A 13,649-nucleotide genomic window follows, 5' to 3' on the forward strand; every position below is an offset into this window, starting at 1 on the left:
CCAAGCCCCCTTAGCATTTCGGCCCATTACTCGCTAACGTCGTGGGGGTGAGCACTCCTACCGAGCAGAACCGAAATGCCCCGTATCCCGAGGGACTGCGCTTCGGCCGCATCCCGATCACGGCGGTCAGTCCCGTCGTCGAGGATGGACGCTTCCCCGCCAAGGGGATCCCGGGCTCGGACATCGCCGTGGGGGCGACCGTCTTCCGCGAGGGCCACGACCAGCTCGGCGTCTCGGCCGTGCTCTACGATCCCCGTGGCAAGGAGGTGCAGCGAGTCCGCATGACGCCGGTGGGATCCGGACTCGACCGCTGGGCCGGCACGCTGACGCCGAGGGCCAAGGGGCTGCACACCTTCACCATCGAGGGCTGGTCCGATGTCTACGGCACGTGGGAACACGACGCCACCATCAAGATCGCCGCAGGGGTCGACGTCGAGCTCATGCTCGCGGAAGGGGCCGCCCTCTTCACGCGGGCCGCAGGGGAGCGGACCGGCCGCGACGCCGCACTGTTCCGCCGCGCCGCCGACGTCCTGGCGGACACGGAACAGAGCGTCGAGGCGCGCCTCGCCGCAGGGCTCTCACCCGAGATCCACGAGGCCATCGCACGCCAGCCCATCCGCTCGCTCGTGACCGCCTCGCAGGCGTACCCCATCAACGTGGAGCGTGAACTGGCCGGCCGCGCCGCCTGGTACGAGTTCTTCCCCCGCTCCGAGGGCGCCACCTACAACCCCGAGACGGCGGAGTGGACCTCGGGGAACTTCCGCGAGGCAGCCAAGCGGCTCGACGCCGTGGCGGCCATGAACTTCGACGTCGTGTACCTGCCGCCCATCCACCCGATCGGCCGCACGCACCGCAAGGGACCGAACAACACGCTGACGGCCGGCCCCGCCGACCCCGGCTCGCCCTGGGCCATCGGCTCTGCCGACGGCGGCCACGACGCCATCCACCCGGACCTCGGCACCTTCGAGGACTTCGACGCCTTCGTCGCCCGGGCCCGCGAGCTGGACCTCGAGGTGGCCCTCGACCTCGCCCTGCAGGCCGCGCCGGACCACCCCTGGGTCCAGACGCACCCCGAGTGGTTCACCACGCGCGTGGACGGGTCGATCGCGTACGCGGAGAACCCGCCGAAGAAGTACCAGGACATCTACCCCATCAACTTCGACAACGACCCGAAGGGGCTCTCGAAGGAGATCCTGCGGATCGTCCTCCTGTGGATCCAGCACGGCGTGAAGATCTTCCGGGTGGACAATCCGCACACCAAGCCGGTGCAGTTCTGGGAGTGGCTGATCGCCCGCGTGAACAGGAAGCACCCGGACGTCATCTTCCTCGCGGAGGCGTTCACCCGCCCGCCGATGATGCACGCCCTCGGCCGCGCCGGGTTCCAGCAGTCCTACTCCTACTTCACGTGGCGGAACACCAAGACGGAGCTGGAGGAGTACTTCACCGAGATCAGCTCGGTCTCGCCGGCCTACTTCCGGCCGAACTTCTTCGTGAACACGCCCGACATCCTCACCGAGTACCTCCAGTACGGCGGGCCGGCGGCGTTCAAGATCCGTGCCGTGCTCGCGTCCATGGCGAGCCCCCTGTGGGGCGTCTACTCCGGGTACGAGCTGTTCGAGCACGTGGCCCGCCCGGGTGCGGAGGAGTACATCGACAACGAGAAGTTCCAGTACCGTCCCCGGGACTACGCCGCAGCAGAGGCGGAGGGGCGCTCGCTGGCACCCTTCATCACGCGGCTCAACGCGATCCGCCGCGCGCACCCCGCGCTCGGCGACCTCGAGAACCTCACCGTCCACAGCAGCACCGATCCCTCCACCGTGGTCTTCGCCAAGCACAAGCAGACGGCCGAGGGCAAGGACACCATCATCGTCGTCGTCAACGTCGACCCGCATAGTACGCGCGAGAGCACCGTGTCGCTGGATCTTGCGAAGCTCGGCCTCGATGCCGCGGACCTCGACGGGAACGGTACATTCCTCGTGGACGACCTCGTCACGGGCCAGACCTTCACATGGGGCGAGCACAACTACGTGCGGCTCGACCCCTACGTGGAACCCGCCCACATTCTCTCAATCAGGAGGCAGCACTAGTGCCCAACCCCTTCCAGCTCAACGCACCTGGACTGGCCCACGACCCCCACTGGTTCCGCAAGGCGGTCTTCTACGAGGCGCTGGTCCGTGGGTTCGCCGATGCGAACGGGGACGGCTCCGGTGACCTCTCGGGGCTCATCGAGAAGATGGACTACCTCCAGTGGCTCGGCGTCGACTGCCTGTGGCTGCCCCCGTTCTTCAAGTCACCCCTGCGCGACGGCGGGTACGACATCTCCGACTACTACGACGTCCTCGACGAGTTCGGTTCCCTGGGCGACTTCAAGCGGCTCGTGGCCGAGGCCCATGCGCGCGGCGTCCGGGTCATCATCGACCTGCCCATGAACCACACCTCGGACCAGCACCACTGGTTCCAGGAGTCACGGCGGGACCCCGAGGGCCCGTACGGCGACTTCTACGTCTGGAGCGACACGGACGAGAAGTACGAGGACGCGCGCATCATCTTCGTGGACACGGAGGAGTCGAACTGGACGTTCGACCCGGTCCGCCGCCAGTTCTTCTGGCACCGCTTCTTCAGCCACCAGCCGGATCTCAACTTCGAGAACCCCAAGGTGCAGGAAGCCATCTTCGACGTCGTGCGGTTCTGGCTGGACCAGGGCATCGACGGCTTCCGGGCGGACGCCATCCCCTACCTCTTCGAGGAGGAGGGCACCAACTGCGAGAACCTGCCGGAGACCCACGGGTTCCTCAGGCGCCTCCGCGCGATGGTGGACGAGAACTACCCGGGCCGCGTCATCATCGCCGAGGCGAACCAGATGCCCGACGAAGTGGTGGAGTACTTCGGCACCGAGGACGAGCCCGAGTGCCACATGTGCTTCCACTTCCCGATCATGCCGCGGCTCTTCTACGCGCTGCGTGACCAGAAGGCCGCCCCCATCATCGAGACGATGGCCGAGACCCCCGACATCCCCGCGGGCGCCCAGTGGGGCACGTTCCTGCGCAACCACGACGAGCTGACGCTCGAGATGGTCACGAACGAGGAGCGGGAGGCGATGCTCGGGTGGTACGCGCCCGATCCCCGCATGCGCGCGAACGTCGGTATCCGCCGTCGGCTGTCCCCGCTGCTCGACAACTCCCGCGCCGAGGTGGAGCTGATCCACGCGCTCCTGCTGTCGCTGCCCGGCAGCCCGTTCCTCTACTACGGGGACGAGATCGGCATGGGCGACAACATCTGGCTCGAGGACCGCGACGCGTCGCGGACCCCGATGCAGTGGAACCCGGACCGCAACGCGGGCTTCTCGCCCGTGGATCCCGGCAAGCTGTACCTGCCGGTCGTGCAGTCGCTGGTCTACCACTACAACCACGTCAACGTGGAGGCGCAGATGGCGACCTCCAGTTCGCTGCTGCACTGGATCCGGCAGATGCTCGCGGTCCGCAAGGCCCACCCGGCCTTCGGACTGGGCGTCTACCGGAACGTCCCGGTGGAGTCGGAGCACGTCCTGGCCTTCCTCCGCGAGGTCGAGCACGGCAACACCGAGGGCGAGCCCGCGGAATCGGTGCTCTGCATCTTCAACCTGTCGCAGCACCCCGTCGCGGCGAAGATGCGCCTTCCCGAGTTCGCAGGCCGTGGCCTGCGTGATCTGTTCGGCGGCGCCATCTTCCCGGCGTTCGAGGAGGACGGAGAGATCACGCTCACCCTCGGCAGCCACGACTTCTTCTGGCTGCGTGTCCGCTCGGCCAGCTCCAACACCTCGTCCCCCCACACCGAGGCGATGCCCGTCATCTCCATCCCGGAGGCGGTCAGGTAATGGCGGCCCACACACCCTACGTCCCGGAGATCCTCACCGGATGGCTGCCGTCGCAGCGGTGGTTCCCCGTCAAGGGGGAGTCTGTGGACCTGACGGTGGTCGGCGGGACGGTCCTCGAGGACCCGACCGGCGAGGCCGGGTTCGAGGTGCACTTCCTGGCCGTCACCTCGGGGACGCGCACCGACGTCGTCAGCGTGCCGATCAGCTATCGCGCGGCACCCCTCGACGGCGCCGCGGCCGGCCTCATCGGCCAGGTGGACCACCCGGAGCTCGGCGCGCGGTGGGCCTACGACGCCACCCATGACGCCGACTTCGTGCGCCTCTGGGTCGACTTCACCCTCAGCGGCGGCAGGACGCCCGACGGCCGTCTCGTCGGTGAGGTCGTCAAGGCGCCCGCCCATCAGGAGCCGGGCGTGGCCCAGCCGGTCAAGGTCCTGCAGGGCGAGCAGTCCAACACCTCCGTCGTGCACGGATCCGGTCCCGGCTCGATGATCGTGAAGTTCTTCCGGGTGCTCGCCGCCGGCGAGAGCCCCGACGTGCAGATCAGCGCCGAGCTCACGGCCGGCGGCTCCACCGACACCCCCGACACCTTCGGCTGGGTGACGGGCACCTGGCAGGCGACCGACGCCGAGCCCGGCCACCACGTCACGGGCCATGTCAGCGTGCTGAGGGACTTCGTCGAAGGGAGCACCGACGCCTGGCGTACCGCTTCCTCCGCCGCGTCCACCGCCACCGACTTCACCGCGGAGGCCCAGGGCCTCGGCCGTGCGGTGGCACGCATCCACCGGCAGCTCGACGGCGCCTTCGGCAGCCGCACGGCCACCGAGGCCGAGGAGCGTAAGTTCAAGGAGGCCCTCGCGCAGCGCATCCGCTGGGCGTGGGAGGAGGCGGGCGACGTCGTCGGCGACCTCGGCGCCGAGGTCGACCGCATCATCCACGAGATCGAGGACCTCGAGGACATCCCGCCCCTGCAGCGGATCCACGCCGACCTCCACCTCGGACAGGTGCTGCAGGCCCCCGACGGCACGTGGCTCGTCATCGACTTCGAGGGGGAGCCGCTCAGGCCCACCGCCGAACGCAGCGTCCCCGACGTGACCGTCCGCGACGTCGTCGGGATGGTCCGCTCGCTCGAGTACGCGGCGGCGTCCCGAGGGGCCGCCCCGCTCGGCTCGCCCGACGCCACAGCGACCGAACAGTGGTCCGACGCCGCCCGCGAGGCCTTCCTCGAGGGGTACGCGGAGGAGCTCGGCGCGCCCGTGGACACCTCCGGACCGCTCTTCCGTGCCCTCTGGCTGGACAAGGCCCTGTACGAAGTCGTCTACGAGATCCGCAACAGGCCCGACTGGGTCGAGATGCCTGCACGGGATGTGCGCCGCGCTCTGGGTGCGTCGTCCGGTGCGGACGCAACGAAAGCAGCTGACATGAATCCTCCGAAGAACGCCGACCGCGACCAGGGTGCCGGGCAGACGAACATCGTCGCCAAGGCCGCCAAGACCGTCGCCGAGACGGCGAAGGCCGCCACGGACAAGGCGAGGAGCGCCGTCGCCGACGTCGCGGAGAAGGCCCGCGACGCCGGGTCCGGCCAGACCGGGACGGCGCCCGCCACCACCGCAGCCGACCCCACGCCCGTGGCCGTCGACCAGTCCGTCCTCCACCAGGTGTCGGAGGGCGTGTACTACCAGCCCCACGCCGTGCTGGGTGCCCACCTCGGTGACGACGACGTCGTCACCATCCGCACGCTGCGCCGCCTCGCACGGTCCGTCGTCGTGGTCACCGGATCCGGCCGCACGGAACTCCGGCACGAGCACAACGGCATCTGGGTCGGCGCCGTCAGGGCGGACAACCCCGGGCACGTCCCCGACTACCGGCTCGAGGTGACGTACGAGGGTGATCCGATCACCGTCGACGACCCCTACCGGTTCCTGCCGACACTCGGCGAGATCGACATGCACCTCATCGGCGAGGGCCGGCACGAGACCCTGTGGACTGCGCTCGGTGCACACGTCCGCCACTACTCGTCGGTCCTCGGCGACATCGAGGGTGTGTCCTTCGCAGTGTGGGCGCCGAACGCCCGCGCCGTGCAGGTCATGGGCGACTTCAACGGCTGGGACGGCAGCGTCAACGCCATGCGCGCCCTCGGCAGCTCGGGTATCTGGGAGATCTTCATCCCCGACGCCGGTGCGGGAACGTGCTACAAGTTCCACATCCTCGGCAGCGACGGCCAGTGGCGCGAGAAGGCCGACCCCATGGCACGCGGTACCGAGATCCCGCCGCTCACCGGCTCGAAGGTCGTCGAGTCGACCTACGTGTTCGGGGACGACGAGTGGATGCAGGCCCGCGCCGCCGGCGACCCCCACAACGGCCCCATGAGCGTGTACGAGGTGCACCTCGGTTCGTGGCGGCAGGGGCTGAGCTACCGGGAACTCGCCGAGCAGCTCGTGGAGTACGTCTCCTGGCAGGGTTTCACGCACGTCGAGCTCATGCCCGTCGCCGAGCACCCGTTCGGCGGCTCGTGGGGCTACCAGGTCACGTCCTACTTCGCGCCGACGTCGCGGTTCGGCTCGCCCGACGACTTCAAGTACCTGATCGACCGGCTGCACCAGGCCGGGATCGGCGTCATCATGGACTGGGTCCCGGCCCACTTCCCGAAGGACGCCTGGGCCCTGGCCAAGTTCGACGGCGGCACGCTGTACGAGCACGGGGACCCGTTCCTCGGGGAGCACCAGGACTGGGGCACCCTGATCTTCGACTTCGGCCGCCGCGAGGTGCGCAACTTCCTCGTCGCGAACGCGCTGTACTGGCTCGAGGAGTTCCACATCGACGGACTGCGCGTCGACGCCGTCGCCTCGATGCTCTATCTGGACTACTCCCGGCAGGAGGGGCAGTGGCGTCCGAACAAGTTCGGCGGCCGCGAGAACCTCGAGGCCATCTCCTTCCTGCAGGAGGTCAACGCCACCGCCTACAAGCGGGCCCCCGGCATCGTCATGGTCGCCGAGGAGTCGACGGCGTTCGACGGCGTCACCCGGCCCACGAGCAGCGGCGGCCTCGGGTTCGGCATCAAGTGGAACATGGGCTGGATGCACGACACCCTCCAGTACATCTCCGAGGACCCCATCAACCGGGTGCATCACCACGGCAAGGCCACCTTCTCGATGGTCTACGCCTACACCGAGAACTTCATGCTGCCCATCAGCCATGACGAGGTGGTCCACGGCAAGGGATCGCTCCTGCGCAAGATGCCGGGCGACCGGTGGCAGCAGCTCGCCAACGTCCGGGCCTACCTCGCCTTCCAGTGGGCGCACCCCGGCAAGCAGCTCATCTTCATGGGGTCGGAGTTCGCGCAGGAAGCGGAGTGGGCCGAGCACCACAGCCTCGACTGGTGGCTGACCGAGACGCCCTCGCACCAGGGCGTCCAGCACCTGGTCCGTTCCCTCAACTCGATCTACCGGGACACCCCCGCGCTCTACGTAAGGGACAACGAGCCCGCCGGCTTCCAGTGGATCGACGAGAACGACGGCGAGCACAACACGCTGTCCTTCATCCGCTGGGACCACCAGGGCAACCCGCTGGTGTGCATCGCGAACTTCGCGGGCGGACCGCACGAAGGCTTCCGCGTGGGGCTGCCCTGGGCAGGGGAGTGGACGGAGGTCCTCAACACCGACTCCGCCGAGTTCGGCGGATCGGGTGTGGGCAACGCCAGCCCCATCACCGCGAAGGAAGGCGCCCACAACGGGCAGCCCGCCTATGGCGATGTCCGCGTGCCGCCTCTCGGGGTGCTCTACCTGAAGCCCGCCACCTCCTGACCCGTCAGGCAGGAGGCCCCCGGCCCGAACGCCGGCCGGCACCACAGCGGCGGACCCCGGAAGCGGGGTCCGCCGCTGTTTTGCATCCGCGGGCGGGCGATGCTACTGTTTATATCCGCGCTGATGAAGATATCCGATCGGCCGACAACCACAGAACCGAGAAGTCCTTCCTACCCGTATGGGTCGGAGTGAGGGATCGGGGAAGCGGGAACCGGCCGATTTGGAGAACGGAAGCAGCAAGGGTAAGCTTGTGAAGTTGCTTCGGAGCGAGGACATGACGGTTTGGTTGTGTTTGGTGCCGGTAGCTCCTGTTGTTTGAGAACTCAATAGTGTGCCAAGTTTGTTGATACCGATTGTTTTTTGATTGGTTGAATTTGCTGGTTGCCGCACCCCGTGTGGTGGCTGGTTTTTTTGGCTGGTTTCGAATTTTGTGCAGCATGGTTCCCCGTTTTCCCGGGGTTCGGTGTTGTGTCTGTGAATCATTTACGGAGAGTTTGATCCTGGCTCAGGATGAACGCTGGCGGCGTGCTTAACACATGCAAGTCGAACGATGAAGCCAGCTTGCTGGTGGATTAGTGGCGAACGGGTGAGTAACACGTGAGTAACCTGCCCTTGACTCTGGGATAAGCCTGGGAAACCGGGTCTAATACTGGATACGACCTTCCCACGCATGTGGTGTTGGTGGAAAGCTTTTGTGGTTTTGGATGGACTCGCGGCCTATCAGCTTGTTGGTGGGGTAATGGCCTACCAAGGCGACGACGGGTAGCCGGCCTGAGAGGGTGACCGGCCACACTGGGACTGAGACACGGCCCAGACTCCTACGGGAGGCAGCAGTGGGGAATATTGCACAATGGGCGCAAGCCTGATGCAGCGACGCCGCGTGAGGGATGAAGGCCTTCGGGTTGTAAACCTCTTTCAGTAGGGAAGAAGCTGATCTTTTGGGTTGGTGACGGTACCTGCAGAAGAAGCGGCTAAACTACGTGCCAGCAGCCGCGGTAATACGTAGGGCGCAAGCGTTATCCGGAATTATTGGGCGTAAAGAGCTCGTAGGCGGTTTGTCGCGTCTGCCGTGAAAGTCCGGGGCTTAACCCCGGATCTGCGGTGGGTACGGGCAGACTAGAGTGCAGTAGGGGAGACTGGAATTCCTGGTGTAGCGGTGAAATGCGCAGATATCAGGAGGAACACCGATGGCGAAGGCAGGTCTCTGGGCTGTAACTGACGCTGAGGAGCGAAAGCATGGGGAGCGAACAGGATTAGATACCCTGGTAGTCCATGCCGTAAACGTTGGGCACTAGGTGTGGGGGACATTCCACGTTTTCCGCGCCGTAGCTAACGCATTAAGTGCCCCGCCTGGGGAGTACGGCCGCAAGGCTAAAACTCAAAGGAATTGACGGGGGCCCGCACAAGCGGCGGAGCATGCGGATTAATTCGATGCAACGCGAAGAACCTTACCAAGGCTTGACATGAACCGGAATGATGCAGAGATGTGTCAGCCACTTGTGGCCGGTTTACAGGTGGTGCATGGTTGTCGTCAGCTCGTGTCGTGAGATGTTGGGTTAAGTCCCGCAACGAGCGCAACCCTCGTTCCATGTTGCCAGCGGGTTATGCCGGGGACTCATGGGAGACTGCCGGGGTCAACTCGGAGGAAGGTGGGGACGACGTCAAATCATCATGCCCCTTATGTCTTGGGCTTCACGCATGCTACAATGGCCGGTACAAAGGGTTGCGATACTGTGAGGTGGAGCTAATCCCAAAAAGCCGGTCTCAGTTCGGATTGAGGTCTGCAACTCGACCTCATGAAGTTGGAGTCGCTAGTAATCGCAGATCAGCAACGCTGCGGTGAATACGTTCCCGGGCCTTGTACACACCGCCCGTCAAGTCACGAAAGTTGGTAACACCCGAAGCCGGTGGCCTAACCCCTTGTGGGAGGGAGCCGTCGAAGGTGGGACCGGCGATTGGGACTAAGTCGTAACAAGGTAGCCGTACCGGAAGGTGCGGCTGGATCACCTCCTTTCTAAGGAGCGCCTCGAATCTTTCGTCCTCGTCCACTGTGGTGGGGGTGGGGTTCGCAGGAGTCAGCCCATAGCGCGGGCGTTTGTTCCGCGATGGGTGCTCATGGGTGGAATATCAATGAATAGGTGTCGTCGCTGGTGTTGGTTCTACTCGAGTACGCCTGGTGGCCTGTGTCGTGTGTCCTGTCTGTCTTCCTGTGTGGGAGGTGGTGGGGTGTGCGGTGTGGGGTGCGGGGTTGGAATGGGCGGGTTGATGTTTCTGGTGGCGGGTATCGTTTGGCACACTGTTGGGTCCTGAGATAACAGGGCCCTTTCGATCGTGGTTGTCGTCTCTGTCCGGTGCGGGTTGTGCTGGGTGTTCGTGGTGTCTGTGTGGTCTGTCCTTTGCGGGGTGGGGTGCGCGGCTGGTGCGGGTGTCCTGGTGGGATCCGGTGTCCGGGGGTTCGGTGATCGTTGGTTGGGGGGTTTGGTTGTTTCTGGTTTCCCGCGCATGCTCTGTCCGTGTCCCGTGAGTGGGGGTGGGTGGGGGTGGACGGGGTTGTTGGTTGAGAACTGCATAGTGGACGCGAGCATCTTAAAAGAAGCAATTTCTATGAATAATCTGGTTTCGGACGTATGTCCGGTGCCTGGTTTTCTCGATATGTTTTTGATCTTAGTGGTCAAGTTTTTAAGGGCACACGGTGGATGCCTTGGCATCAGGAGCCGAAGAAGGACGTGGGAATCTGCGATAAGCCTGGGGGAGTTGATAACCGAACTTTGATCCCAGGATGTCCGAATGGGGAAACCCCGCCCGGCGCGCGAGTGACCGGGTGACCCGTATCTGAACACATAGGGTACGTGGAGGGAACGTGGGGAAGTGAAACATCTCAGTACCCACAGGAAGAGAAAACAATAGTGATTCCGTTAGTAGTGGCGAGCGAACGCGGAACAGGCTAAACCAGTGGTGTGTGATAGTACGGGCGTTGCATCACTGGGGTTGTGGGACTTTCCGTTCCAGTTCTGCCGGACTGGTGAAATGAGTGCGTGCGTATAGGTGAACGGGTTTGAAAGCCCGGCCGGAGAGGTGTAAGTCCCGTAACCGTAATGCGTGACGCCGTTTGGAGAGGATCCCAAGTAGCACGGGGCCCGAGAAATCCCGTGCGAATCTGCCAGGACCACCTGGTAAGCCTAAATACTCCCTGATGACCGATAGCGGACCAGTACCGTGAGGGAAAGGTGAAAAGTACCCCGGGAGGGGAGTGAAACAGTACCTGAAACCGTGTGCCTACAAACCGTCGGAGCAGACTTGTTTCTGTGACGGCGTGCCTTTTGAAGAATGAGCCTGCGAGTTAGTGTTACGTCGCGAGGTTAACCCGTGTGGGGAAGCCGTAGCGAAAGCGAGTCTGAATAGGGCGAGTAAGTGGCGTGATCTAGACCCGAAGCGAAGTGATCTACCCATGGCCAGGTTGAAGCGACGGTAAGACGTCGTGGAGGACCGAACCCACTTCAGTTGAAAATGGAGGGGATGAGCTGTGGGTAGGGGTGAAAGGCCAATCAAACTTCGTGATAGCTGGTTCTCCCCGAAATGCATTTAGGTGCAGCGTTGCGTGTTTCTTATCGGAGGTAGAGCTACTGGATGGCTAATGGGCCCTACAAGGTTACTGACGTCAGCCAAACTCCGAATGCCGGTAAGTGAGAGCGCAGCAGTGAGACTGTGGGGGATAAGCTTCATAGTCGAGAGGGAAACAGCCCAGACCACCAACTAAGGCCCCTAAGCGTGTGCTAAGTGGGAAAGGATGTGGAGTTGCCCAGACAACCAGGAGGTTGGCTTAGAAGCAGCCACCCTTGAAAGAGTGCGTAATAGCTCACTGGTCAAGTGATTCCGCGCCGACAATGTAGCGGGGCTCAAGTACACCGCCGAAGTTGTGGCATTCACATAGATCCCAAGCCGGAGACTTGTTCTCCTGGTTCAAGGATGTGGATGGGTAGGGGAGCGTCGTGTGGGCGGTGAAGTCGCGGTGTAAACCAGCGGTGGAGCCTACACGAGTGAGAATGCAGGCATGAGTAGCGAAAGACGGGTGAGAAACCCGTCCGCCGAATGATCAAGGGTTCCAGGGTCAAGCTAATCTGCCCTGGGTAAGTCGGGACCTAAGGCGAGGCCGACAGGCGTAGTCGATGGACAACGGGTTGATATTCCCGTACCGGCGAAGAACCGCCAATACTGATCGAGGGATACTAACCGCCAGAAGCATGACCGCCCACCCTTGTGGTGACGTGGTTTTTTGTGGATCGCGGGACCTGATCTCGGGAGGTAAGCGTATTAACAGGTGTGACGCAGGAAGGTAGCCGAGCCGGGCGATGGTAGTCCCGGTCTAAGGATGTAGGGCGAACCATAGGCAAATCCGTGGTTCTGGTTTAGATACCGTGCTTGAGATCTGATGGGACCCCCGTCAAGGGGGATTCGGTGATCCTATGCTGCCGAGAAAAGCATCGGCGCGAGGTTCTAGCCGCCCGTACCCCAAACCGACACAGGTGATCAGGTAGAGAATACTAAGGCGATCGAGAGAATTATGGTTAAGGAACTCGGCAAAATGCCCCCGTAACTTCGGGAGAAGGGGGCCCCAACTGTGAAGGCGACTAGCTCGCCGGAGCGGATCGGGGCCGCAGAGACCAGGGGGAAGCGACTGTTTACTAAAAACACAGGTCCGTGCGAAGTCGCAAGACGATGTATACGGACTGACTCCTGCCCGGTGCTGGAAGGTTAAGAGGACCGGTTAGTTTCACGCTTGCGTGGGACGAAGCTGGGAATTTAAGCCCCAGTAAACGGCGGTGGTAACTATAACCATCCTAAGGTAGCGAAATTCCTTGTCGGGTAAGTTCCGACCTGCACGAATGGAGTAACGACTTCCCCGCTGTCTCAACCATAAACTCGGCGAAATTGCAGTACGAGTAAAGATGCTCGTTACGCGCAGCAGGACGGAAAGACCCCGAGACCTTCACTATAGTTTGGTATTGGTGTTCGGTGTGGCTTGTGTAGGATAGGTGGGAGACTGTAGCGTGGACGCCAGTTCACGTGGAGTCATCGTTGAAATACCACTCTGGTCACTCTGGATATCTAACTTCGGCCCGTAATCCGGGTCAGGGACAGTGCCTGATGGGTAGTTTAACTGGGGCGGTTGCCTCCTAAAAAGTAACGGAGGCGCCCAAAGGTTCCCTCAGCCTGGTTGGCAATCAGGTGGCGAGTGTAAGTGCACAAGGGAGCTTGACTGTGAGAGAGACATCTCAAGCAGGGACGAAAGTCGGGACTAGTGATCCGGCGGCACATTGTGGAATGGCCGTCGCTCAACGGATAAAAGGTACCTCGGGGATAACAGGCTGATCTTGCCCAAGAGTCCATATCGACGGCATGGTTTGGCACCTCGATGTCGGCTCGTCGCATCCTGGGGCTGGAGTAGGTCCCAAGGGTTGGGCTGTTCGCCCATTAAAGCGGTACGCGAGCTGGGTTTAGAACGTCGTGAGACAGTTCGGTCCCTATCCGCTGCGCGCGCAGGAAATTTGAGAAGGGCTGTCCTTAGTACGAGAGGACCGGGACGGACGAACCTCTGGTGTGTCAGTTGTACTGCCAAGTGCACCGCTGATTAGCTACGTTCGGATGGGATAACCGCTGAAAGCATCTAAGCGGGAAGCCTGCTTCAAGATGAGATTTCCATACACCTCGAGTGTGAGAGGCCCCCAGCCAGACCACTGGGTTGATAGGCCGGACGTGGAAGCAGGGACTAACGACCTGTGAAGCTGACCGGTACTAATAAGCCGATAACTTACACCACACACCCACCCCCACCGATGGGAGGACGGGCTGTGACACCAGGGACCCAGGCAACTGGACACCCGGCGCCACACCCACCACCAGCGGTGACACACGGGGAGGGTGAAGATCACATGCTACGCGTCCACTATGCGGTTCCCAACCAACAACAGGAACCACCTCATAACTGAATACAT

At 63.2% G+C, this 13,649-nt stretch carries 3 protein-coding genes and 2 rRNA genes; all 5 read left to right on the top strand.

What is annotated here, in order from left to right; genetic code table 11:
• The first annotated feature begins 47 nt into the window (after nucleotides 1–47).
• The gene (locus tag V6S67_RS02410; protein ID WP_334208725.1) at nucleotides 48–2,087 is read left to right on the top strand and encodes an alpha-1,4-glucan--maltose-1-phosphate maltosyltransferase; all 2,040 of its coding nucleotides are present in this window, start codon (nucleotides 48–50) and stop codon (nucleotides 2,085–2,087) included.
• The gene (gene treS, locus V6S67_RS02415; protein ID WP_334208726.1) at nucleotides 2,087–3,853 is read left to right on the top strand and encodes a maltose alpha-D-glucosyltransferase; all 1,767 of its coding nucleotides are present in this window, start codon (nucleotides 2,087–2,089) and stop codon (nucleotides 3,851–3,853) included. Before V6S67_RS02410 ends, treS begins: the two co-directional genes overlap by 1 nt.
• Nucleotides 3,853–7,656 (top strand): 1,4-alpha-glucan branching protein GlgB, encoded by a 3,804-nt coding sequence (gene glgB, locus V6S67_RS02420; RefSeq protein ID WP_334208727.1) that lies wholly within the window; start codon nucleotides 3,853–3,855, stop codon nucleotides 7,654–7,656. Before treS ends, glgB begins: the two co-directional genes overlap by 1 nt.
• Nucleotides 7,657–8,138: 482 nt before the next feature.
• Nucleotides 8,139–9,670 (top strand): 16S ribosomal RNA (locus V6S67_RS02425).
• A 655-nt stretch (nucleotides 9,671–10,325) separates the two neighbouring features.
• Nucleotides 10,326–13,474, top strand: a 23S ribosomal RNA gene (locus tag V6S67_RS02430).
• The 16S and 23S rRNA genes sit together here, the layout of an rRNA operon.
• Nucleotides 13,475–13,649 lie beyond the last annotated feature (175 nt).

Source organism: Arthrobacter sp. Soc17.1.1.1 (assembly GCF_036867195.1).
GTDB lineage: Bacteria > Actinomycetota > Actinomycetes > Actinomycetales > Micrococcaceae > Arthrobacter_D.